The following is a 25208-nucleotide window of genomic DNA, read 5'->3' on the forward strand; positions in this document are numbered from 1 at the left end:
AATATTCATGCAGTTAAATGGTAGATAATTCACTTCTACGTCTTTTATGTACGACAACGCCTGCAATGACATTCGCGATTAATGCACCGGGTATAAATGATACGCTGTTAGGCTAACCGTGTTTCACAGCAACTTAAGTTTTGTCGTCGCTTTAAGGCTATGCATCCCCGTCAGGCACAGCCAACGTCACGGTTTATGAAGCGTGAATAGGCAAGACGATATGAGCTACCGCACCTTGGTTATCTTTTCTATTGGCTAAAGTTAAACTACCACCATGGTTAACTAGTATTTGTCTACTAAACACTAGACCTATGCCGCAACCATCAACTTTGGTGGTATAAAAAGGTACAAAGATATTATCGCTATTACTAATACCGGCTCCTTGGTCACAAAGTTTAATCTCGACAATATCATCATTTTGTTGCCAATCAATGGTGATAAGCCCTTTGTTATTACCCAGCATTGCTTGCTGTGAATTTTTAATTAAATTTACCAATACTTGCTTTAGTTGTTTTTCATCGGCGTAAATTACTAACGACGGCCCTGAAAGACTAATTCTGTCGTCATCAAAAAGTAATAACATTGATTTTAACAAGTTAGCTAAATCAAACGGCGTTTTTTCGGGTTTGGGCAAGCAGCTAAACTCTTGATAGCGTAATAAGAACTCATTAAGGGATTGTGCTCGCTCAGCGATAACCGCTAAGCCCTCTTCTAAATCATCAAAGAGCTCAGTGTTGTTTACTGAGGTATTGATTGCTGTACTGTTGTTCTCTGTTACTGCTTGCTCTGTGATCACTTTTTTCTGATTCTCTATCAAACGTATTAGCGTATCGCTTAATGAAGCTATGGGTGTTAACGAGTTATTAATTTCATGACTCAATACCCGTAATAATTTTTGCCAAGCTTGCCGTTCTTCTTCATGTAATAACGTTTGGATATCGGTAATGAAGATGAGTTTGTTTCGCTCGCCTTGCTCTAAGTACTCATCGGTATGAATAAAAACTTTTTTCTTATGTGCTTTAACCTCAAACTCAGTGACTTGACGGCTTTCGTGCGTTAATACGTCTTGTAAACCTAAGGTACTAATAGGCCAACCAGCAACTTCATCAAAACGATAAGAAAAAAGTTTTTCGGCTGCTGGATTCATTAAGATGATATGACTATTTTTGTTCACAGCAATAATGGCAACATCTATTTGCTGGGTAATTTTATCTAATAATATTTGCCTTTCCCTACTGATCAGCTGCTGCTCAGCAAGTGCTAACGATAAACCATTAAAGACCTGATTAAATTCTTTTAACGCACCTTTACTTTCCAGGTGATTTGCTCTGATAGCATGGTCGCCTGCTTGCATCGCGGTAATTAAATTGGCAGAGGTTCTAAATTGAACAATTACTTTTTGCCGAATTAGAAATGCACCATAAAAAACCGTCACAAAGAGTAAAAATAACAGCATTATTTTTAAGAATATAGATAATTCATGGTGATACAAGGCATAAAATAAAAACGCCATAGGTAATAGCCCAATAAGTAAGGCTATACGTAACAGCTGATTTTCAAACGAGATATTAACTCGACCTTGCTTAATTTTCATCCGATAAGACCACCATTCGCTCATAGTTTATGTTTTTCTAAACGGCGATAATAAGAGCTGCGGCTTAACCCTAAAGATTCAGCGGTTTCATGGCCGTTATGATGAAACCGTGCCAGCCTATCGACTATGATTTGCCTTTCTATCACCTCGAGGGTGTCCTTGCTACAATCAAAACCACGGCTATCAATAGCGGCAACATCTCCGGTCGATTGTTGCGGCGCAAGTCCAAGATCTTCAGGGCTGATTAATTGATTCTGACTAAGAAAAATTGCCCGTTCGATCATATGGCTCAATTCTCGAATATTGCCTGGCCACTGATAATGCTCTAGTGCGGCCTCTGCTTCCTGGCAAAGCTGAGGCGTTGCTAGGGCATACTTTTTGGCAAACTGCGCTAAGAAGTACTGCGCTAACGGTAATATATCGGCAATACGTTCTCGTAAGGGTGGTATTTTTATTTCAATGGTATTAATACGATAGAGTAAGTCTTGTCGAAACTTACCTTGCGCGATGAGATCGTCTAATAAGGCATTAGTTGCCGAGACTAAACGCACATCTACTCGTTGGGTTTTAGCACTGCCGACTTTTTCAAATTGCTTTTCTTCCAACACCCTGAGTAATTTAGCTTGTTGAGATAAAGGAATATTGGCAATTTCATCGAGAAATATTGTACCGCCTTCAGCCAGTTCAAAACGACCAATACGGGTTTCTTTGGCATCGGTAAAGGCGCCTTTTACATGACCAAACATTTCACTTTCAAAGAGGTTATCGGTTATAGCGCCCATATTAACTGAGATTAAGCTTTGCTGATGACGCTGCGAACATTGATGCAAATAGCCAGCAAACATACTTTTTCCGGTACCATTTTCACCGGTAAATAGAATATTCATATCACTTTTAGCCAGCTTGGCTAATTGACTAAGCAGCTGTTTCATCACAGTAGATTGCGCCACTATATTTTGGCAATCAGTGCTGCTTTGTGATTTAAGTAAAGCATTTTCTTGTGCTAACTTCTGCCCTGCTTTTGCTATTTGTTGAATATGGACTTGAGCCTGTAAAATATTTAATAGCCGATCATTTTTCCACGGTTTTTGCACAAAATCAGCTGCCCCCTCTTTCATCACGTTCACCGCGATATCAACACTGCTGTACCCTGTCATGACAACAATAGGCATGTGTTCATCAAGGGCTTTCATTTTTGTTATTAATGCCAAACCTTCTTGCCCAGAGGTGGTGTCATTTTGATAATTTAAATCAATTAACGCCACTGAAAAACTACGTCTTGCCAACACGTTAAGTAATTCTGCTGGCGAACTCACCGCAACTACTTGATAGTTTTGTGACTTTAATAGTAGTTTTAAGGTGGTAAGAATACGCGGATCATCATCGGCAATTAATATTGAGGGAATAATTGAAGGTGCAGGTGTACTTGAAGCTGTAGCTGAGGTCATGTTATCCATTTCAGTCACGTGAGGTAAAGGCTTAAATATCAGGTAATACTTGGCAACTTTATCAAAGTATTAGCTGAGTTACTGCTAAAAGTGAATTTTACTTAGCAGTAACTCAATGCAGCCCGATTTAACTAATCATGATGCAGCGCATCACTAGGCTCCATTAGCACAATTTTACGTGTCGGAACATAAGTGGCAACCAGCACCATAATGATGATTAACAAAGGTATGACAATTAAACCGACCATATAACTGCCTTGATTTATTACCATGGTATCTGTCATGCGATTTACCACCCATAAAGACAAAGTAATGCCAATGCTCAAGCCAATAAGCAATTGCCAAACTGCCTTTCTCATAAACAATTGCATAATAATACTATCGCTGGCGCCAAGCGCTCGGCGTACGCCAATTTCTTGCGTACGTTGGCTAATGCTATTGGCGGCAACCGCATAAATACCACTAGCGGCTAAAAATATTGCGATAACACCACATAACAAAAATACTTTTGAAATAGCTGACACTAAAATCATCGGTTGTGAGATTAATTCATCATAACTTTGCATATGATAGGCAGTAGCGTTGCTATTCACTTGATTAATGGCTTGTTGCAGAGATTTTTCCGCTAGCGCTTGTGAACCATTATAATGAATGGCGATATCAATCCAGCTATAGCCAATATTGTCTAACATAAAATAAGAGCTATATTGCTCACTGGAGGTACGCATAGCTGAACCATGATAAGTATCAGAAACCACACCCACTATGGTTTGCCAGCCACCTTCTCTATCGCCATTTCTAAAAGCACGGCGAACACGTTGACCAACAGCATCACCATCAGGGAAAAAGTCATTAGCGATTGATTCATTAATAATAATAGTATCAATTTCTGCACTGATATCACTTTGATTAAAGTCTCGCCCTTGAATAACCCTCATACCTATGGCACTCCATGCATCGCGAGAAACCACCTCATTGTTTGAATAGGGGTTTTCATTGTAAACAGCGGCTACTCGCCCTTCTATTTCAAAAAAGCTTGCCCCTGCACCAGTGCCCGGAAAGTGACTCATAAAGGCCACGCCTTCAATGTTAGGCATCTGCTCTAAAGTATCTTTTAGATCATAATAAAAGGCGGTGCGTTTGAGGGTATCTGCTAATTCAAACTCTTCCTCTTGCCTAATGGGATAACTACCTTCAGGTAACTCTATTGTTGCAGTAATTCTATTGTTAGTCTCAACACCATAATCGGCTTGTCCGGCAAAATAGCTGCTTGATAATAAAATAGTGGCGATAACCAATACCACGCACGAGAGAAGTATTTCACTGATCACTAATAGTTGGCTTGCTCTGGCGAATTTTTTACCTTGTGAGCCACGAGTACCATCTCGAAGTACCGCATTAAAATCTCCAGAAAGTGCTCGCCACGCGGGTATAAAACCGGTAATGGCAATCATAGCGATAACAGACAAAATCAATAAAATAATAGCATCAGTGTCTAAACTCACCTGCCACCAAAATGGTTTATTTTCAGTAACCCTATACATTTGTTCAAAGACAGTATTACTTAACTCTAAACCCCAACCAGCAAAGAGTACCGCCAAGAAACCACCGACGGTGCAAATAAAAATACTTTCAAGCAACATTTGTAATATCAAACGCTTACGTGGCACACCCAAAGCAACACGTATGGCGACTTCTTTAAACCTTTCATTCACTCGGGCCAGTAATAAATTACCGACATTAATGCAGGCCAATAATAAAATAAGTACTACCACGACCGCCATGGTGATAAAAAGGGAGTAATAATGGGTGATATTGGCTATTTTATAAGGCACTGCTCTTAAATATCCTCCCTTTTCATTTATTCTCCAGCGCATATTATCGGGTATGTTATTAGCTATTCTTTTATTTAAAGCAGAAAGTTCTTGTTTAAAAATATTAAAAGACTGATCTTTTTTTAGCCTAGCATAAGCAAATAACCAACTGCGACTTCTCTCTGTGGGTGTTAACATGTTTTGTTCTATCGGCTTCCACAGCTGGGCGACTGTCGGAAAAGAAAAACCGGCCGGCATAATACCAACAACTCGGGTAGCAATGGCATTAACTAAGATAATGCTATCAACAATATCATCTTGTGCTAAAAAGTAATGCTGCCATATGTCGTAACCTAGTACGACCACAGGCTCAGCTCCGTCAAAATGATCTTCCGCCTTTAAAGCCCGGCCCATGATAGGTTTTACGCCAGAAAAATCAAAAACATTCCACTCAACGCGTACCGAATTATATTTACGGGTGCCTGAGTTTTGCTGAGATTTCCCAACCAGTGCTATACCCTCTTCATAAACGCCAAATTCATCAATGGAGTCCATTTCATTTCTTATCGTTAAAAAATCAAAAGCATCAACACTCCTTCGAGATAAATGACTATGATTAAATTCCGCTTCTATAGAAATTATTGGCGTGTCTTTATTCAGTAACAGTGGCTTAAACACCAAATTGCTCAGTAACGAGTAGGTATATAAAGTAAGCCCTAAACCAATGGCAACAATGAATACGGTAAGGGCAGTAAAAATTGGTTTTTTATAGAGCAGTCTAGCTGCATATTTTATATCAAGAGTTATAGACACCTGAAAATCCTCGTTTTATGTTAGCGATTTATACCGCAATGGCTGTAGGTGTTTCGGTGAGTTGATCAGCGACTATCTTGCCATCAAATACCTCGATCATACGTTCAGCTCTTGCTGCAGAACGCGGATCATGAGTAACCATGCATATCGTTGCCCCTTCTTGATGTAATTGATCCAATAACGCCATCACTATTTGGGCATTTTTCGAGTCTAAATTACCCGTTGGCTCATCGGCAAGAATAATAGAGGGTTTGGCAGAGATAGCGCGGGCGACAGCAACACGCTGCTGTTGACCTCCAGAAAGCTGTGAGGGGAAGTGATGGGCACGATGTAACATATCCACTTTCGCTAAGGCGGTATTCACCATAGCGGCACGCTGTTTGGTATTAATATCACTACGGTAAGTCAGCGGTAATTCAACATTTTCTGCCACGGTTAAATCACTAATTAAATTAAAGGCTTGAAAGATAAATCCTATTTCTTTATTTCTAATCGCTGCTCGTTCATCTCGATTTAAATCAGAGACATTATGCCCAGCTAAGGTATAACTACCGCTGCTGGAAGTATCTAATAAGCCTAATAGCGATAACAAGGTCGACTTACCACAGCCTGAAGGGCCGGTAATAGATAAGTATTCACCTTTATTGATCGTTAAATTGATATTATTGAGTGCGTGTGTTTCAACATCATCGGTATAAAAAATTTTCTTAATATCATGCAGCTTCACTAAAACTTGTGTCGCCTTTTCTGCATTACTTATATCCGTTGTGTTGTTGCTATTATTGTTGCTTTTCATCACCTGCTCCTAATTTACGCTAATAGTTTGTTGTTTTTCCCAAGCTGAAACATCAGAAATAATAATATTATCTCCGACCGCTAAGCCTGATGTTATTTGAATATATTGTGTAGATGTCTGGCCAAAGTGAATGCGTACTTTATCTGCTTGGCTACCGTCTTCTCTCAGTACATAAGCAAAATTCTCGCTATGCTCCTGAGCAAACATTGGCCGCTTAACAAAAAGCGTGTCTGCTATATTGGCAATGGTGATAACACCATTGACGGTCAAATCTGGACGAGCATCTTTTGGCATCTCACCAATAAGTTCTATGTCAACTTGCACTGAGCCATTATTAACAATGGGATCTATGCGTTGCACAATACCCACGATCTTACTATTGCGGGTATCGACTATGACTGCTTGACCAAGTTCGACATCTTTAATTTGTTTTTCTGGGATACGCAGCTCAGCAATAAATTCTTCGCTGCGTGCCAACCGAGCAAGGTTACTGCCCATTAAGACTCGCTGCCCTAATTCCATTGGCATCGCTTGCACAATACTGTCCATGGTCGCATGTACTTTTAAAGACTCAACTTGTTGCTGCGCTCTTTGATAAATTTTATGCATGCGGTTAAGTCTGGCTTGATAAGCCTTGGCTTGTGCCACTAAGCTTTCTTGCTTTTTATTTAGACGTTTTATTTCTAGCTGCCAGCGCTCCTTGTACTGAGCAACATCTATTTTTACTTCTTCATGAGCTATGTGTGAGACGGCGACTGTGCCTTGGTCTAACAATTTTTTCTGGGCGGTATAGGTAAGTAACGCTCGTTGATGATTCAATTTTTCATTAATGACCGCGGCTTCTTGATCTAATAACTCTGAGGCTAACGAGGCGTTGAGTGCATTCGTTTCGGCGACCATCTCTTCTAATTGCCACTTGGTTTCTTCTAGTTGCTGTACTAATTGTGGATTAGATAACTCCAGTAATAAATCACCTTTTTTTACCTTAGCGCCAGCCTTAATTAGAATGCGCTCAACCCGGCCATCAACATTGGTAGCCACCCAACGAATATCTTTCGGCACTAGCACGCCAACACCTCGGACGCTTATATTGAGTTGACCACGTTGTACTTGAGCAAGCAATAATTCCGATTTATCAACATGGTATGCCGATGAGTTTCCTGAGAGATTAACTATCAAGACGAAAGCAACAACGCAGATAGCAGTAATAGCGAGCCATTGTTTGTAGTTAATTTTTTTCTTCTGCTTCGAGCGAACAATATCCATAACTAAGCCAATTAATAATTCATGACTGTAATAGAGCAATCGTCATACCAATAATAACTTAGCTTTTAAATACAAACAGTTAATTACATTTCAGTTACAATTTCGTGTGTTTAATCTCGATATCGAGACGATTTTATTGACAGATAATTTCGATTTCGAAACTATTACTAAAAAAAATCAAATTAAATTAAATTAACTAGTGGTATTAATCAGGTAAAACAATAAGTCCAAGTTACTCAAGTGATTCGTCTTGCTGCCAGCTACTTATTTTCACGCCAGTTAAGTTCACTTTACCTGGATCTAGGATATTTATTTCAGCATGGCTCAAGTTACTGCCGAATAACAGAAAGTAATACCTGACTGCATTTCACCTTTAAAACGAACCAATGTTGATTCAGTTGCATAACACCTGTTGCTGCGACAAAAGCCACTATACTCGCACCTGCCAGAAAAAATATTTACTAGCAAAGTGGTATAACCACTATAACTATATCCACTACCAACTATAACCAACATGAATAGTGCTTATTTAAGCAAATGATTAGTAGTACATAGAAAATCAGGTAAAATAGAGATAAAATTTGTCCCTGCTAGTTACTATTAATTAGCAAATATTATTAGCATCTATTGCCTGAGAGAGTAGCGAATGAGTTTGTATATAGAGTACCTTAAAGAAATTGACAGTCGTAAAAAAGATCTAGCATTGGCTCCTTTGCCAATTGATGGCGCGGAGTTATTATCTGAGATTATTGCTCAAATTAAAGATTCAGCCAATGAGCATCGTGAAGATTCACTTAACTTCTTCATCTATAACACTTTACCAGGCACAACAAGTGCTGCAGGGGTAAAAGCGACTTTCCTAAAAGAAATCATCTTAGCTGAATTCGACCTAGCAGAAATTACCCCTACCTATGCTTTTGAATTGTTGTCTCACATGAAAGGCGGCCCTTCAATTGATGTACTTCTTGATTTAGCCTTATCTGATGACGCAGCAGTAGCAGCACCAGCAGCAGAAGTATTAAAAACTCAAGTATTTCTCTACGACGCTGATACCGCTCGTCTGGCAACAGCGTTTAAAGCAGGCAATGTTATTGCCAAAGATATTCTTGAAAGCTACGCGCAAGCTGAGTTTTTCACTAAGCTACCAGAAATAGCAGAAAAGATTGAAATCGTTACTTATATTGCCGGTGAAGGTGACATATCAACTGACTTACTTTCTCCTGGTCATCAAGCTCACTCTCGTGCTGACCGTGAATTACACGGCCAGTGTTTGATCACGCCAGAAGCGCAAGCAGAAATACAAGCATTACAAGTTAAGCACCCTAACGCTAAAGTGATGCTTATTGCAGAAAAAGGCACTATGGGTGTTGGTTCTTCTCGTATGTCTGGTGTTAACAACGTGGCACTGATCGCGGGTAAAAAAGCAAGCCCATACGTACCATTTATTAACATTGCCCCGGTTGTTGCAGGTACTAACGGCATCGCTCCTATCTTCCTGACTACTGTTGATGTAACTGGTGGTATTGGTCTTGACCTTAAAAACTGGGTTAAGAAAGTAGATGCCACTGGCAACAATGTTGTTGACGATAATGGCGATGCAGTGCTAGAAGAAGCTTACTCGGTAGCTACGGGTACTGTATTAACTATCGATACTAAAGCACAGAAGTTATATAACGGTGATAAAGAATTAGTTGACGTATCTTCAGCATTCACTCCACAAAAAGTGGAATTCATGAAAGCAGGTGGTTCTTACGCGGTTACATTCGGTAAGAAATTACAAACATTCTCGGCAGAAACTTTGGGCGTTGAAGCACCTGCTGTTTACGCAGCATCTAAAGAGATCTCACATGAAGGTCAAGGTTTAACTGCTGTTGAAAAAATATTTAACCGTAACGCAGTTGGTGTTGCTTCAGAAACTCCATTACATGCAGGCTCGAATGTTCGCGTGACAGTAAACATTATTGGCTCTCAAGATACTACCGGTCCAATGACATGCCAAGAGTTAGAAGCGATGGCTGCTTCTACTATTTCTCCACTCGTTGACGGTGCTTACCAGTCTGGTTGTCACACCGCATCGGTATGGGATGACAAAGCAAAAGCGAACATTCCTAAGCTTATGAGCTTTATGAATAAGTTTGGTCTTGTCACGGCTCGTGATCCTAAAGGCGCTTACCTGCCGATGACAGATGTTATTCATAAAGTATTGAATGATATTACTGTCGACGACCGCGCTATCATCATCGGTGGTGATTCGCATACTCGTATGTCTAAAGGCGTCGCGTTTGGTGCCGACTCAGGTACAGTGGCTATCGCATTAGCAACGGGTGAAGCGGCTATGCCAATCCCTGAATCAGTTAAAGTTACTTTTAAAGGTCACATGCAAGACCATGTCGATTTCCGTGATGTCGTGCACGCGACACAAATGCAAATGCTTAAGCAATTTGGTGGCGAGAATGTCTTCCAAGGTCGGGTGATTGAAGTACACATTGGTACTTTATTAGCTGACCAAGCATTCACTTTTACCGATTGGTCGGCAGAGATGAAAGCAAAAGCCTCTATCTGTATTTCTGAAGATGACACCTTAGTGCAATCACTTGAACTCGCTAAGAATCGTATTCAGATTATGATCAATAAAGGTATGGATAACCAAGCGAAAACACTTAACGGTTTAATTGCTATAGCTGACAAACGTATCGATGGCATCAAATCAGGCACTACTCCTGCATTAGCACCAGATGATACCGCTAAGTATTACGCAGAAGTGGTGGTTGATTTAGATGCTATTGACGAGCCTATGATTGCTGATCCTGACGTAAACAATGAAGATGTTTCAAAACGTTATACCCATGATGCCATTAGACCTGTTTCATACTATAAAGGCAGCAAAAAAGTAGATTTAGGTTTTGTTGGTTCTTGCATGGTTCATAAAGGTGACATGCAAATCATTGCCCAAATGTTGCGCAACATGGAGGCACAAGGTCAGAAGATTGAATTTAAAGCCCCCTTAGTGGTCGCGCCACCAACATACAACATTGTTGATGAACTCAAAGCTGAAGGTGACTGGGAAATTTTACAAAAGTATTCCGGTTTTGAATTCGATGATGCACATCCAAAAGGTGCGGCTCGTACTAAGTACGAAAACATCATGTACCTTGAACGCCCAGGTTGTAACTTATGTATGGGTAACCAAGAGAAAGCTGAACCAGGCGATACAGTAATTGCTACGTCGACACGTTTATTCCAAGGTCGTGTGGTAGCAGATACTGCAGAGAAAAAAGGTGAATCATTATTGGGTTCAACACCTCTCGTTGTGCTTGCAACTATGCTGGGTCGCTTCCCTACCCTTGCAGAGTATAAAAGTGCGGTAGAAGGTATTAACTTAACTAAGTTCACGCCACCGACACATGAGATGACCACTAAGTTCACCGGTGAAGCTGTGCCAATTAAACTAGTCTAGTTCCTTACTAGGAGCTAGCTAGCCGCTCTATTTTAATAGCTCAAAAGAATAAAGCAGGAGGGTTACTTATAGTAAGTAACCCTCCTTTTTTTGCCTAGATATTATTACCGCTTGGACGCATTAATTACTTAATGGACACTCAAGCTTAGCGGTTAAGTTAGGCATAATTAAATTGGGCGAAGCGCGCGAATAATCAAAGCTTTCCACCCCGGTAATTAACTCCAACTTGTAACCATAAGTACCACAAATTAAGTAACTACGGCGTAATAAAAAAGCAGATAAACGTTCAAAATTGCCTTTATTATTAGAAATCACCTCAAGCTGATAATTATTATCATCAAATTGAGTTTTTTTAAATTGTAGCTGGTGATCAAAATCCCACTGTGATTCGACTTGAGCTAAAACCGTTGTACTTGGGCCAGCGCAAGCCGATAAAAACAGTACAGATAGCAGCAGTAGCACACTTTTCCTGCTCAGTGTTATCGTTATAATTATCATAGTCATTCTCCTTATAACTCTTAGATTATAAGTTTAGCAAAGCTAAAGGGTATATATAGAACACTGTTGTCTATAATGTAACACACTGATTTAAAGGAAGGTGTTGCTGATGTGATAAGATCGAGCTTCACAAGCATGACGGTATATGGATATACCCTTATTAGACAGTGCAGGAGCACACTGTCCTGATGCTTATGTGGAGCCCCATGGAGGGGTATGCGTCTCGCTCGTTTACTCAACAACACCAAGCTACAACAGAGCCATATATATACCCATCACTAGCAATAGACCCCTTTATCATCCGACAGCTCTTTATGCTCCGTTCAGTGTGCTTGGTCACCTAGTTATTAGCGCTAATCTGCTTCAGTGGACAAAAAACAACCTATAATAACAACTTGTCTATTAACTTTTTACGGTGGTTCTCATGTCCAGTGAAAAATCTAATGAAAACGTTTGGTCGCTCGCTATGCACCAAATTGAATGCTGTAATTGTAGTCACGGCTGTGGTTGTCAGTTCTCCGGTTTTCCTGATAGTGAGTCCGGCAGTTGTGAAGCATTACTTGGTTTTTATGTTAAAAACGGTCATTTAGACAGTTTAGATCTGAGCGGAATAAAAGTTGTTTTTGCTGCGGCTTGGCCAAAAGCGATTCATCAAGGTGATGGTAAAGCTTTGTTATTTATCGACTCTGCCGCATCTACTGAACAAGTTGCGGCTATTGGTGGCATTTTTTCCGGTCAGTTTGGCGGCATGCCCTTTGAAGCGTTAGCGGGGACATTCTCGGAGATGGAAGGACCCATAGTAGTAAAAATCGACATGAAAACGGATGATAAACACGCCAGTTTTAGCATTGCTGACGTGCTTGCAGTAGAACAAACACCCTTGATAAATCCAATGAATGGCGAAGATCAAAATGTCCATATAACTTACCCTGATGGTGGTTTCTTTTGGAATGATGGCATCATAGGCACCAGTAAAACCATGTCAATCAAACATAATATGCTGTCGTTTGAGCATGTCGGTGGCTTTGCCGCCAAAGCCGAAGTGAATTGGGCTAATAGCTAGTATCGTGATAAGGGCAAGCTTGCACAGGTTCCGAGCCACTCATTTGATGAAACACTGGCCACTGTACACGGCTTTAAGCATTATTTTGGCGGCTTGGTATTACCTATTTTTTCTAATGACGATGAACATGACTCCTGTTGCCCAATGGAGTTACCTCGATATCATTGTGCTGTTTAGTATGTGGGCCATCATGATGGCGGGTATGATGTTACCTTCGGCCTTGCCCATAATGCATTTAATTGACAAAATTAATAATCAACGTAAGGCGCGCAATGCCCCTTACGCGGCAAGTTTTTATTTTATTGTTGGCTACTTACTCGCTTGGTTTGGCTATAGTTTAGCGATTACCTTGCTGCAATGGTGGTTACATCATCTAGCCTTATTAACTCCGATGATGAACAGCGCACAGCTTGAGTTTACCTGCTTAATACTCTTAATTACTGGAGTGTATCAATGGTTACCTATTAAACAGCGCTGCTTACATCATTGTCGCTCACCGTTGGGATTTTTAACCTCCTCTTGGCAAGAAGGAATTTATGGCGCCATTAACATGGGTTTTAGCCATGGTCAATACTGTCTTGGCTGTTGCTGGCTGTTAATGGCCTTGCTCTTGGTTTTTGGCGTGATGAGTTTACCCTGGATCATTGCCTTAACGCTGATAGTGGCCTTGGAAAAACTATTTTCATATGGCCTATTATTTAGCAAAATACTAGGCGCATTATTAGTGTTTTTGGCCTGCTATATGTGGCTTATGACTTAAATGTTGATAGTGATCTGGCACATGAAAGCTAAACTGACAACTAAGGACTCTCTTGCCAATCACTTAAACCATATTTAGCCAATATACGTGCTAACTCACCATTAGTGCGTAGTCGAACAATGCCCTTAGATAAGATATCTGCATACTCTGTTGATGCTTCAATAGCAGGAGAAAAAGCAATATAAGCAGGTTTAGCCGGAGCAAGAAGGCCAGCCATATTAAATTTTTCCTGCCGATTAGATTGCTTACTGGTATACCAAAATACGGCTTCTGTTTCGACCAGAACATCTATTAAGCCCTGTTCCAGTAGCGTTATGTTTTCAATTAATGGCTTATTGCCATAAGCGCTATAAATGCGCGTAGCATCGGCTTGATGTAATTTTATATAGCTATCTAGGCTTTCGGTATAGGCATAGCCATTGGCAACTGCTAGCAGCTGGTTATCCAAGGATGCCGGCCCTTGATAGCGCCAATGGCCTGGCTTTAAGCTAAAGAAACTAAAAGCAATCAAGCCCTGCTCATTCAATGGATAAATAAAATCTGGCGCATCGGATATATAACCACCAACCACTGCTGATATGATTCCTGCACGACAAAGTTGTAAGGCTCTTGACCAGGGAATGATTTGATAGTTAATTTTGATATTATGCTCAGCAAACACTTGCTGAGCAATTTCAATCATATAACCTGGATAATCTGAATTTGGCTGGCAATTAAATGGACACCAATTATCCGCAGCAATAGTAAGAGTTACCTTGCTTTGACTTGCGTTATCTTGGCCATTTGCTGCTATTGAATGGTTAGGTTTTATAGCAGCATAAAAAGTAACAACAATGATAAAAATAATGGCATATTTGTTCATGTAAAAACTAAAAAATAGCGTCACCTAATAGTTAGTTAAGCACAAATAATTTTAGAGTGTTAATGCTTTAACATTACTCGGCATAAAGCACAGCTAACCGCTTTAGCTAGCGAGTTTATGGCAAGTAAAGTTAAGACCAAAGTAAATAAGACCTAGTGGCGATAAACAAGGCTACTGACAAAATCGGTCAATAGCGATAAGTTTTTTTGTTAACGTTTTACCCTATACACCATCAAATACACCATCAAAAAATTTAGTGGTGACTACGGTGTTTTCTTAACTTTCTGCGGTTGCTTGCCGCATTATTTTTTTTCTACGCTACGAGCAAGCTTGGCTAAATCATTTTCATCAATAAAAGGCACTAGGGTAAAACCATACTGATAGCTTTTTGCAGGAATACGGTAGGCTGCATGTACTAGTCGCCCCCAAGAAGTATCACCTCCGACGCCCATTTGTTTATCATCAATATTGACAGTCACCAAGTCACGCATTATTAATTCTGCACCATGTTTACTGGTCACTGGCACTAGACCTGAAGCGGAAGCGCTGCCGTCCCTTCCGTCAACAAAGTCAATATCTTGTTGTAAATAAGGCCAAGCACTTACGCTCAGTGGCTTGTCACCTACCGCTAATAAACCAGCACCAGTAGGGCTTATCATTGCCAACCAACGTACGTCTGTTTTATTAGCATTTTCTTGGGGTCTAGCGTAATGGTGAATTTGCTCTTTCACTGCCGCTTGATATAAACCAATAGCGGCAGAGGTTTTTCTGTCAGCGTAGTTTTCGTGTGGCCCACGTCCAAACCAGCTAATAAATTGAAACTCCCCCGGCATAACCAACTGCATTCCCATGCGTGGTATATCAGCTAACTCTTGCTCATCGGCCAAATTTAGCTTGCTGGACACATGTATTCGTCCATTAGTTGATATTTGATAATTTACTTGGTAGCTACCAACAAATAAGTCACTCGAGTATATCGCTTTAACCAAGATACTTGCATTCTCTGTCATACTAGAAAGCTTAACTAACTGTAAACTATGCGCAGCCTGTTGCCATATTTTTGCTCTTTTTTGGAGACCATTACCTAGATCATTATCGGTTGGTGCCCGCCAAAAATTTACCATTAACGGTTGCTTAACCAATGGCGATATTAATGACTTTCCTTGATAGGTAAACGTGGTTAACCAGCCCGTTTTCTGACTGAATGCTACCGCTACGTTATCATTAAATAGTGTTAACTGACCGTTAGCCTCAATACGCTGTAATGCTTTATCTGCTCCGATCTGTACCTTATCTGCCTGATATTTCACTGGCATTTTAAATTGCTCAAAGGCAACTTCATGACCGCTATCTAATAATGGTTGCGGCTTATTTACCACCATTTTAACCGTTAAAAAGTACTCTTTATTACTACTCATAGGTAAATGGTTCAATACTTTTTTAAGCGTAATGACTTTAGTCTTACCGGCAGCAATATCAGCCATAGCGCGCTGACCTTGAGCAACCAATTCACCATCTGCCGTTAACAACCATTGCAAGTCATATTGGCTTAGGTTACTAAAAGCAAATTTGTTAGTGATAGTAAAGCTAGCTTTAGTTAAATCTTGGGCAGTAAATTTAACCGGCTGATAGACTTTCTTCACCTCGAATAAATGTGGATGTGGCTCTCTGTTAGGATTCACTAAGCCATTATTAAGAAAATTACCATCACTGGGTAAATTAGGATGAAAATCTTTACCGTAGGCCCAGTATTTCACGCCATTACTATTGGTGTATTCTAAAGATTGATCAACCCAGTCCCAAATAAAGCCACCTTGCAATACATCATACTTTTCAATAACATCCCAATAATCTTGTAAATTACCCACTGAATTACCCATGGCATGAGCATATTCAATCATTATGGCTGGACGATGGGGTTTTGATTTTGCGTATTTTTCTAAGCGCTCAATTGATGGATACATAGGCGCAAAAATATCGGTGTAGTGCTCTTCACCTGCTGGTTCATATTGCACCAGTCGGCTATCATCATGCTCTTTTAGCCACTGATAGGTCGCTGCAAAAACTTTACCCTCCCCCGCTTCATTACCCAAAGACCAGATAATAATAGACGGATGGTTTTTATCACGTTCAAACATGCGCTTGGTACGATCTAAATGGGCCGGTAACCAACTCATTTCATTACCCAGTTGCGTCTTTTCATTAATGGCTAATGGATGCGATTCTATATTGGCTTCATCGATAACATACAGGCCATATTTGTCGGTTAAATCATACCAATACGGGTCATTCGGATAGTGACTTGAACGGACAGCATTGATATTAAATTGCTTCATCAATTTAATATCCTGCTCCATTAAGGCTTTAGTTACCACATGACCATGTTTGGGTGAGGTCTCATGTCTATCAACACCACGAATATAAATAGCCTTGCCATTAACCGTTAGCTGACTATTTATAATTTCAATATGACGAAAGCCAATATCATCTTTAATCGCGGTGAGCACCCGACCATTTTCATCGGTTAAGGTGATTAATAAAGTATATAAATTAGGTGTTTCCGCATTCCATAACCTTGGCTTGGCAAAGGAGCCCGAAAAACTCACTTGTTGTTTACCCTCGCTGTTAATGTTAATTATTTTTTCCGCAGAAATAACTGCCTTTAAGTGATTACTGGGATCTAGCAATTGATAAGCCACCGTTAATTTTCCGCTGTTACTTTTCGCCAGGTTGTTAACATCGACAGTGACACTAAATTCTGCTTGGCTAAAATTTTTACTTAACTTGGGCTTGGCATAAAAATCAACAATATGCTGTTGCTCTCGGGCATACAGGTAAACATCACGTTCGATTCCTGATATACGCAACATATCTTGGCTTTCTAGGTAGCTGGCATCAGTCCAACGGCGTATTTGTAAGGCTAATACGTTTTCTCCCTCATCAAGATACGGTGTTAAATCAAATTCTGCTGGTGTTTTTGAGCCTTGACTAAAACCGACTTTTTTACCATTTAACCAGACATCTAAGGATGATTTAGCGGCACCTATATGTAAAATGACCTGCTTATTTTGCCAACTTTTAGGTAAGGTGAATGGTTTTCGGTAGGAACCAATAGGATTATAATCCTTTGGCACATCTGGCCATGTGGTGCTAAAAGGGAAACGTTCATCTAAATAGATCGGATAGCCAAAGCCTTCAACTTCCCAATTACCCGGCACAGGAATTTGTGACCAGTTAGCATCGTCAAAAACCTTTTGCTCGAAGCCCTGCGGTTTATCTTTAGGGGAGCGTTGCCAGTCAAATTGCCACAGGCCATTGAGTAGAATAAAGTTATCACTGTGCTCTTTATTGTCATCAAGTGCTGCATTGACTGTGCTAAAGGGGAAAAAGCTCGCATGAGGTGCCAACTTATTGATGGCAAATACTTGATGGTCTTGCCAAGGTTCGCGCACCTGTTTGGCGAAAACACTGGATGTAAAAAAAGTGACGCCAAGGATAACAAACAACAAACTAGCTTTCATTTAAAATACCATATTGTATACAATGTACTTGTATAATACGAATGACCTTAAACTAGTTCAAGTATTTTACCGTTATTTTCTCGTTAAAAATGACTTTATCGCGCTGGCAACTAAGGACGCTCACCGTAATAAGCCATGGATTCCGTTTTAGCTCAAATATATACCCGTTACCATTCAAAGTGCTCGATTTCAGTGGGAATTAAAATAGCTTTAGGCAAGGGAAACAATGGAAGCATAGTCATTCTATGGTTTAATTATTTAACGCGGTATAAAGTCATTTTAAACCCATCGAAGAAGGGTTTGAGCAACATCACTTCATCGTTGCTGTAACTCATAATGACGCTACATGGATGGAGCTGATTAGAGAATGCAGGAGCAATTATCCTGAGCATATTCTCCTGAACAACCATTATTTCATCACAGCGCCTTGAATTGAAATTGCTCAAGCACTCTGAAACATGCTTCTTGAATGGTAACGGGTATATGCCCTACCATGTTCTTTTAGCATGTGATCGAAGCTGTCATAATAAAAAGTAGGATAATCATTTAAAATAAATTAAGCTGTTGCTGGTAAACCAAACAATAAGAAGAAAAATAGTATGCAAACAAATAAAAATATTTACTGTCAGTATCTTCGCGCTTTAACGTTCACTGGAGTGAGCCTAGTAGCACTTTTTAGTTTTATGGCAAACGCTATGGCAATAACCACTGACATGAGTGCGGAAGTGGCCACTGAATTTAACAAACAGTTAAATTTACAGACCTGGCCAAAGATGCACACTAAATTAGCTTTAATGGATAACCCCTACTCGATATTTTACCAGGCCATCAAAAAGAACCTTACCGAAGAAGCAACGACTGGTCATCCGCGACGCTTAATGACACCTGAAGAAAGCCTATTAGCGGCTAAAAAGAAGCGTTTTGATTACTGCCAAGCATCCGTCAGCTTTTTTGTCGATTTTGCGCAAAGGGCAGATAATTTATCTACACTAGAGCGCAATCCGCTCACTAAAGATAAGCTTATGCAAGGCAATGGCGTTAAGTACCCCTTTACTGAAGAGCAAAGCAATAATGGCAATTTTAGACCCACGCAAATAGCGCTAACGCTAGGTTGGCAATACCAAGGTAAAGGAGAAACATATGCAGAAGAATTTCTTACCAGTTGTTTAGCTATACCTGTTAACTTGTATTATAAAGAAGATAAGTTTTAATAATAATTTAACCTAAAAAAAACCAGTTACTTTAGATAAGGAACTGGTTTTTTTAATCATTTATATCTTTATAAGCTAAACAATATTACTTTTTCTTTTTAGCTGCTTTAGCATTGGGTAAATCAGTGATTGAGCCTTCAAAGATTTCTGCCGCTAAGCCAATGGATTCATTTAACGTTGGGTGAGCATGGATAGTTAAGGCAAGATCTTCAGCATCAGCGCCCATTTCAATAGCTAAACAAATTTCACCAAGCATTTCGCCAGCATTGATACCAACAATAGCACCACCAAGAACACGACCAGTTTCTTTTTCAAAGATCATCTTAGTTTTACCTTCAGTACGTGCAGAAGCAATAGCACGACCAGAAGCAGCCCATGGGAAGTTAGCCACTTCGATGTTCAAACCTTGCTCTTTTGCTTCAGCTTCAGTAACGCCAACCCAAGCCATTTCTGGATCAGTATAAGCAATTGAAGGAATGCAACGTGGGTCAAATTCATGTTTCTTACCAGAAATAACTTCTGCAGCACAATGTGCTTCATGAACCGCTTTATGCGCAAGCATAGGTTGACCAACAACATCACCAATAGCGAAGATGTGCGGTACGTTAGTACGTAATTCTTTAGTAACGTTAATGAAACCACGTTCATCAACATTTACGCCAGCTTTGTCAGCAGCAACTAAGTGACCGTTTGGCTTACGGCCAACAGCAACTAAAATTTTGTCGTAACGTACTGGGTCGCTTGGTGCTTTTTTACCTTCAAAAGTAACGTATAAACCGTCATCTTTTGCTTCAACTGCGACAACTTTAGTAGACAACATAATGTTGAATTTTTTCTTGTTGTAGTTGGTATAAACTCGAACAATATCTTTATCAGCCGCTGGCACTAATTGGTCAGCAAACTCAACAACAGATACATTAGAACCTAAGGCCTTATATACAGTACCCATTTCTAGGCCAATGATTCCGCCACCCAATACTAACATTTCAGCTGGTACGTCTTTAAGCTCTAACGCGCCGGTAGAATCAATAACACGCGGGTCATCGGTTGGAATGAATGGTAAGTTAACCACTGATGAACCTGCCGCAATAATGGCATTATCAAAAGTAATAGTCGTTGTTTCGCCGTCATTACCTGCAACTTCGATAGTTTTATCAGAAGTAAATTTACCGTAACCATAAACTGTGGTTACTTTACGGCTTTTTGCCATACCCGATAAACCACCAGTAAGCTGTGCAGTTACACTATCTTTCCAGCTACGAATTTTGTCTAAATCGATTTCAGGCTTACCAAAAGTAACACCGTGAGATGCCATTGCTGCTGCATCATCAATAACTTTAGCTACGTGAAGTAAGGCTTTAGATGGGATACAACCCACATTTAAACAAACGCCACCTAATGTTTTACGGCTTTCTACTAGTACTACATCTAAGCCTAGATCTGCTGCGCGAAATGCTGCTGAATAGCCGCCTGGGCCCGCACCTAAGATTACTACTTGAGTTTTGATATCGTTACTCATAATTTTCCTCATTATTAGTTAAGAAAAACCCAATACTTTGTATTGAGGTTTTCTTGAATAGCTATTTTAAATTTTTATGGCGAAATTCTACGCTTATCCGTTGAATTTCGCTAATATTAATTGCTTTATATCGACTAAAGGATATATAGCCGCGCGAATAAATTCCCGCCTACAGTATCAATTTACGAATGTCAGACATTACAGCAGCAAGGTGTACTGTGAAGCGTGCGGCTAAGGCACCATCAATGACACGATGATCGTAAGACATTGATAGTGGTAGCATTAGCTTAGGTTCAAACTCTTTACCATTCCACTTAGGTTTCATTTCTGATTTAGAAACACCTAAAATAGCCACCTCTGGGGCATTAACAATTGGCGTAAACGCTGTACCACCAATACCGCCAAGACTAGAAATAGTAAAACAACCACCTTGCATATCAGTTGCCTTTAATTTTCCATCACGTGCTTTCATGCTGATTTCAAGTAATTCACGCGATAACTGGTGAATACCTTTTTGATCAACATCGCGCACTACCGGCACAACTAAACCGTTTGGTGTATCAACGGCAATACCAATGTGGATGTACTTTTTCAAAATTAAGCTTTCACCATCTTCACTCAAGCTTGAGTTAAACGTCGGGAAAGCGCGCAACGCATTTGCCGCCGCTTTTAAAACAAATACCAATGGCGTAATTTTAAAACCAAGCTTTTGTTTTTCACAAAGTACGTTTTGCTCTTTACGGAAAGCTTCAACGTTAGTGATATCTGCTTCATCAAATTGAGTAACATGTGGAATAGTTACCCAGTTACGATGTAAGAAGGGTCCAGAAATCTTCTGAATGCGTGATAATGGCTTAGTTTCAATGTTACCAAATTTAGAAAAATCTATCGTTCTGGCACTAACCACTTGCAAACCACCTTCACCAGCAGCAACTGAGCTACCCGCATTGGCTTTAGGACGAGATAATTCATATTTAACGTATGATTGCACATCGTCTTTTAAGATGCGGTTTTTACGACCTGTGCCTTTAACTAAGGTTAAATCTACGCCAAATTCGCGCGCCAAGCGGCGAATTGACGGTGAGGTGTAAATACTGCCTTTACTAACAGTACCTAGTTGTGGGTGATGTGGTACTGGCGCAGCCTTAGGCGCGGTTGTTGGGGTAACAGTTGGCGCGGCTACTGCTACTGCAGGTGCCGGAGCAGCTGCAACAGCGGGAGCCACAATAGCGGCGGCTTCACTGCCAGCAGTTTCAAGCTTGATTATTAATGAACCTTGCTTAACCTTGTCACCGTTACTAATAAATACTTCTTTAACCGTACCGGCATGGGTTGATGGCACATCCATAGTGGCTTTATCGGTTTCTAGCGTGATTAAGCCATCTTCTTCTTCAATGACATCACCAACGCTAACAAGTACATCGATAACTTCAACTTCACCGTCTTCACCAATATCAGGCACCGAAATTTCAATGATTTCAGCGGCGCTAGCAACTGCTGTAGCGACCGGTGCTGCTTCAACAACAGCTGCAGCGGGAGTTTCAACAACCGCAGGGGCTGCAACCGTTACTGGCGTAGCAGCGGGAGTCGCTTCAGGTTCAGCTGATGACTCAGCACCTGCAGCTTCCATCTCAGCAATAAGATCACCTTCTTTGATTTTATCACCAACACTTACCGATAAGCTCACTAGCTTACCGGTAAATGGTGCTGGAATATCCATAGAAGCCTTGTCAGTTTCTACGGTTATAATACCTTCATCGGCTTCTAAGCTATCACCAACAGCAAAACAAATTTCAATAATTTCAACTTCATCGCCACCAACATCAGGGACTAGGATTTTTTCAATAGACATTATATTTTCCTTATCTAGATGCTAATTATGCGTAAAGTGGGTTAAGTTTTTCAGTATCGATATTGAAGCGCTTAATTGCTTCAGTAACGACTGTACGTTTAATATCACCACGATTAGCCAATTCAAATAATGACGCCACAACAATATAGGCGGCATTCACTTCAAAGTGAGTACGTAAGTTAGCGCGACTATCACTACGACCAAAACCATCGGTACCTAAACAACGATATTCAGTGTTGATATATGCACGAACTTGCTCTGAATAGTTTTTGATGTAATCCGTAGCAGCAATCGCAGGACCTGCGTCTTTAGTAATAATTTTAGAGATATAAGCTACACGTTGCTCACTTTCTGGGTGCAGCATATTCCAACGCGATACATCTTGACCATCACGAGTCAGCTCATTAAATGAAGTTACTGAGTAAACATCACTAGACACATTATAATCGTTCGCTAAAATTTGCGCCGCTTCACGTACTTTTTCTAAAATGGTACCTGAACCCATCAACTGTACATTTGCTATAGCTTTACTCTTACCTTTGCTAGGTGCAACTTGCTCAAGTTGGTAAATACCTTTAATGATTTGATCAGTAACTTCTTTATTTTCTGGCAAGGCCGGATGTTTATAGTTTTCATTCATTAAAGTTAAGTAGAAGAAGATGTTTTCATTTTCTTCGTACATACGACGTAAACCTTCACGAATGATTACCGCAATTTCATAACCATAGGTTGGATCATAAGTGACACAGTTAGGAATTAAACCCGCTTGCACATGTGAATGACCATCTTGATGTTGGAGACCTTCACCGTTAAGTGTGGTACGACCCGCAGTAGCACCTAATAAGAAACCACGTGTTTGGCTATCGCCTGCGGCCCAGGCTAAATCACCAACACGTTGAAAACCAAACATTGAGTAGTAGATGTAGAACGGAATAGTGACGACATTACAAGTAGAATAAGAAGTACCTGCAGCGATCCAAGATGCCATAGCACCTAACTCGTTAATACCTTCTTGTAATACTTGGCCTTTTTTATCTTCACGATAATAAGCAACTTGATCCGCATCTTGAGGAATATATTTTTGCCCTTCGTTAGCGTAAATACCCACTTGACGGAATAGGCCTTCCATACCAAAGGTACGTGCTTCATCAGGAATGATTGGTACGATACGTTTACCAATTTTCTTATCTTTTAATAAGGCATTCAATACTCGCACAAAAGTCATAGTTGAAGAGACTTCACGCTCACCTGAGCCTTTTAAAATTGCATCAAATACTTTAAGCGATGGAATTTCTAAACTTTCTTCCGCTTGCTTACGACGCACTGGTAATGAACCACCTAAGGCTTCACGACGGGCTTTCATGTATTTATATTCTTCACTGTCTTCAGAAAATTTAAAGAACGGTAAATCGGCAATCTCTTCATCACTAACCGGAATATTAAAACGATCGCGATAATGTTTAATAGACTCTAGATCCATTTTCTTAACATTATGAGCGATATTTAATGCTTCACCCGAAGCGCCCAGACCAAAACCCTTCACCGTTTTCGCCAGAATAACCGTTGGACGACCTTTAGTGTCCATGGCTTTTTGATAAGCCGCATAAACTTTCACTGGGTCATGACCACCACGGTTTAAACGCCAGATATCGTCATCAGACATATTAGCAACCATAGCTTTAGTTTCAGGGTACTTATTAAAGAAATTTTCGCGGGTGTACTTACCACCTTTCGCTTTACAGTTTTGGTATTCACCATCAACGGTTTCGTTCATTAACTGCAATAATTTACCCGAAGTATCACGAGCAATAAGTGGATCCCAATATGAACCCCAAATAACTTTTATTACTTCCCAGCCTGCGCCACGGAATGTACCTTCAAGTTCTTGGATAATTTTACCATTACCACGTACCGGACCATCTAAACGCTGTAAGTTACAATTAACGATAAAGGTTAGGTTATCTAAACCTTCGCGCGATGCTAAACCAATAGCACCTAATGATTCTGGTTCATCTGTTTCTCCATCACCGAGGAAACAGTAAACACGTTGACCTGAACAATCTTTAATACCACGATCGGTTAAGTATTTTAAGAAACGAGCGGTGTAAATAGCTTGTAATGGACCTAAGCCCATAGAAACCGTTGGGAACTGCCAGAAGTCATCCATTAAATGCGGATGTGGATAAGAAGGTAAACCTTTACCATCACATTCTTGACGGAAATTGTTCATTTGCTCTTCAGTTAAACGGCCTTCCATAAAGGCACGTGCATAGATGCCGGGAGAAATATGACCTTGGGCAAAAATAAAATCACCGCCATCTTTTTCTGAGGCTGCTTTAAAGAAGTGGTTAAAACCTACATCGTATAACGTTGAAGCAGAAGCAAAACTACCAATGTGACCGCCCAGCTCTAAATCTTTTTTAGAGGCACGTAATACTAAGACTAATGCGTTCCAACGAATAGCGGCACGGATACGTGATTCAATAGTTTGATCCGCCGGCATATGTGGTTCTTGCCCAGGTGGAATAGTATTAACATAAGCGGTAGTCGCATCAAATGGTAAGTGAGTACCACCACGACGAGCGCGGTCAATTAAAGCTTCTAATAACTGATGAGCACGTTCTGGCCCTTCATTTTCTAATACAGACTCCATTGACTCTAACCACTCTTGGGTTTCTTCTGAATCAATATCGATATTTGGTAGATCTGACATATTGTTTAGTCTCCAATACTT

At 40.3% G+C, this 25208-nt stretch carries 15 protein-coding genes and 1 pseudogene; 4 read left to right on the forward strand and 12 right to left on the reverse strand.

What is annotated here, in order from left to right:
- Positions 1-193 precede the first annotated feature (193 nt).
- The 6 genes and pseudogenes from ASU03_RS16875 to ASU03_RS21600 all read right to left on the reverse strand — a co-directional run.
- The gene (locus ASU03_RS16875) at positions 194-1618 is read right to left on the reverse strand and encodes a sensor histidine kinase (protein WP_231731619.1); all 1425 of its coding nucleotides are present in this window, start codon (positions 1616-1618) and stop codon (positions 194-196) included.
- Positions 1615-3051 (reverse strand): sigma-54-dependent transcriptional regulator, encoded by a 1437-nt coding sequence (locus ASU03_RS16880; protein ID WP_057832917.1) that lies wholly within the window; start codon positions 3049-3051, stop codon positions 1615-1617. Before ASU03_RS16880 ends, ASU03_RS16875 begins: the two co-directional genes overlap by 4 nt.
- A gap of 122 nt (positions 3052-3173) precedes the next feature.
- A complete protein-coding gene (locus tag ASU03_RS16885) occupies positions 3174-5669 on the reverse strand; it encodes an FtsX-like permease family protein (protein WP_057832918.1) in 2496 nt (831 codons plus the stop codon).
- Between the two features lie 28 nt (positions 5670-5697).
- The gene (locus ASU03_RS16890) at positions 5698-6465 is read right to left on the reverse strand and encodes an ABC transporter ATP-binding protein (protein ID WP_057832919.1); all 768 of its coding nucleotides are present in this window, start codon (positions 6463-6465) and stop codon (positions 5698-5700) included.
- 9 nt (positions 6466-6474) lie between these two features.
- On the reverse strand, positions 6475-7770 hold the full coding sequence (locus ASU03_RS16895) for an efflux RND transporter periplasmic adaptor subunit (RefSeq protein WP_231731620.1): 1296 nt from the start codon (positions 7768-7770) through the stop codon (positions 6475-6477).
- A gap of 193 nt (positions 7771-7963) precedes the next feature.
- Positions 7964-8074: pseudogene (locus ASU03_RS21600) on the reverse strand (fluoroquinolone resistance protein); the annotation flags it as partial.
- Positions 8075-8377: 303 nt separating this feature from the next.
- Here ASU03_RS21600 and ASU03_RS16900 point away from each other — a divergent pair.
- Positions 8378-11188 carry a bifunctional aconitate hydratase 2/2-methylisocitrate dehydratase gene (locus tag ASU03_RS16900; RefSeq protein ID WP_057832920.1) on the forward strand — a complete coding sequence of 937 codons (2811 nt, stop codon included), beginning with the start codon at positions 8378-8380 and terminating at the stop codon, positions 11186-11188.
- A 120-nt stretch (positions 11189-11308) separates the two neighbouring features.
- On the opposite strand, the gene ASU03_RS16905 is transcribed toward ASU03_RS16900, so the two are convergent.
- On the reverse strand, positions 11309-11686 hold the full coding sequence (locus tag ASU03_RS16905; RefSeq protein ID WP_057832921.1) for a hypothetical protein: 378 nt from the start codon (positions 11684-11686) through the stop codon (positions 11309-11311).
- Positions 11687-12110: 424 nt separating this feature from the next.
- Between ASU03_RS16905 and ASU03_RS16910 the strand changes: the two genes are divergently transcribed.
- Positions 12111-12749, forward strand: coding sequence for a DUF1326 domain-containing protein (locus ASU03_RS16910; RefSeq protein WP_057183061.1), 639 nt, complete (start codon positions 12111-12113; stop codon positions 12747-12749).
- Positions 12750-12795: 46 nt separating this feature from the next.
- Positions 12796-13509 (forward strand): DUF2182 domain-containing protein, encoded by a 714-nt coding sequence (locus ASU03_RS16915; protein ID WP_057832922.1) that lies wholly within the window; start codon positions 12796-12798, stop codon positions 13507-13509.
- 40 nt (positions 13510-13549) lie between these two features.
- Here the strand turns inward: ASU03_RS16915 and ASU03_RS16920 are convergent, their stop codons facing one another.
- Entirely contained in the window at positions 13550-14371 is an 822-nt protein-coding gene (locus tag ASU03_RS16920; RefSeq protein ID WP_057832923.1) for a substrate-binding periplasmic protein, read from the reverse strand.
- A 302-nt stretch (positions 14372-14673) separates the two neighbouring features.
- Positions 14674-17892 carry a glycoside hydrolase family 2 TIM barrel-domain containing protein gene (locus ASU03_RS16925; RefSeq protein ID WP_057832924.1) on the reverse strand — a complete coding sequence of 1073 codons (3219 nt, stop codon included), beginning with the start codon at positions 17890-17892 and terminating at the stop codon, positions 14674-14676.
- Between the two features lie 599 nt (positions 17893-18491).
- Between ASU03_RS16925 and ASU03_RS16930 the strand changes: the two genes are divergently transcribed.
- Positions 18492-19103, forward strand: coding sequence for a hypothetical protein (locus ASU03_RS16930; RefSeq protein WP_057832925.1), 612 nt, complete (start codon positions 18492-18494; stop codon positions 19101-19103).
- Positions 19104-19188: 85 nt separating this feature from the next.
- Here ASU03_RS16930 and lpdA read toward each other — a convergent pair whose 3' ends face one another.
- The 3 genes from lpdA to aceE form a co-directional block, all read right to left on the reverse strand.
- Positions 19189-20622, reverse strand: coding sequence for a dihydrolipoyl dehydrogenase (gene lpdA, locus ASU03_RS16935; RefSeq protein ID WP_057832926.1), 1434 nt, complete (start codon positions 20620-20622; stop codon positions 19189-19191).
- 169 nt (positions 20623-20791) lie between these two features.
- Entirely contained in the window at positions 20792-22474 is a 1683-nt protein-coding gene (gene aceF / locus ASU03_RS16940; RefSeq protein WP_057832927.1) for a dihydrolipoyllysine-residue acetyltransferase, read from the reverse strand.
- 25 nt (positions 22475-22499) lie between these two features.
- Positions 22500-25187 carry a pyruvate dehydrogenase (acetyl-transferring), homodimeric type gene (gene aceE, locus ASU03_RS16945; RefSeq protein ID WP_057832928.1) on the reverse strand — a complete coding sequence of 896 codons (2688 nt, stop codon included), beginning with the start codon at positions 25185-25187 and terminating at the stop codon, positions 22500-22502.
- Between the last annotated feature and the right edge of the window lie 21 nt (positions 25188-25208).

Source organism: Colwellia sp. TT2012, assembly GCF_001440345.1.
GTDB lineage: Bacteria > Pseudomonadota > Gammaproteobacteria > Enterobacterales > Alteromonadaceae > Colwellia.

What these genes read in the sequence shown, in the direction of transcription:
- aceE (WP_057832928.1), bottom strand. Translation starts at nt 25,187, where the DNA reads ATGTCAGATCTACCAAATATCGATATTGATTCAGAAGAAACCCAAGAG.
- ASU03_RS16910 (WP_057183061.1), top strand. Translation starts at nt 12,111, where the DNA reads ATGTCCAGTGAAAAATCTAATGAAAACGTTTGGTCGCTCGCTATGCAC.
- ASU03_RS16925 (WP_057832924.1), bottom strand. Translation starts at nt 17,892, where the DNA reads ATGAAAGCTAGTTTGTTGTTTGTTATCCTTGGCGTCACTTTTTTTACA.
- ASU03_RS16880 (WP_057832917.1), bottom strand. Translation starts at nt 3,051, where the DNA reads ATGGATAACATGACCTCAGCTACAGCTTCAAGTACACCTGCACCTTCA.
- ASU03_RS16905 (WP_057832921.1), bottom strand. Translation starts at nt 11,686, where the DNA reads ATGATAATTATAACGATAACACTGAGCAGGAAAAGTGTGCTACTGCTG.
- ASU03_RS16890 (WP_057832919.1), bottom strand. Translation starts at nt 6,465, where the DNA reads ATGAAAAGCAACAATAATAGCAACAACACAACGGATATAAGTAATGCA.
- ASU03_RS16930 (WP_057832925.1), top strand. Translation starts at nt 18,492, where the DNA reads ATGCAAACAAATAAAAATATTTACTGTCAGTATCTTCGCGCTTTAACG.
- ASU03_RS16900 (WP_057832920.1), top strand. Translation starts at nt 8,378, where the DNA reads ATGAGTTTGTATATAGAGTACCTTAAAGAAATTGACAGTCGTAAAAAA.
- aceF (WP_057832927.1), bottom strand. Translation starts at nt 22,474, where the DNA reads ATGTCTATTGAAAAAATCCTAGTCCCTGATGTTGGTGGCGATGAAGTT.
- ASU03_RS16920 (WP_057832923.1), bottom strand. Translation starts at nt 14,371, where the DNA reads ATGAACAAATATGCCATTATTTTTATCATTGTTGTTACTTTTTATGCT.
- ASU03_RS16875 (WP_231731619.1), bottom strand. Translation starts at nt 1,618, where the DNA reads ATGAGCGAATGGTGGTCTTATCGGATGAAAATTAAGCAAGGTCGAGTT.
- lpdA (WP_057832926.1), bottom strand. Translation starts at nt 20,622, where the DNA reads ATGAGTAACGATATCAAAACTCAAGTAGTAATCTTAGGTGCGGGCCCA.
- ASU03_RS16915 (WP_057832922.1), top strand. Translation starts at nt 12,796, where the DNA reads ATGAAACACTGGCCACTGTACACGGCTTTAAGCATTATTTTGGCGGCT.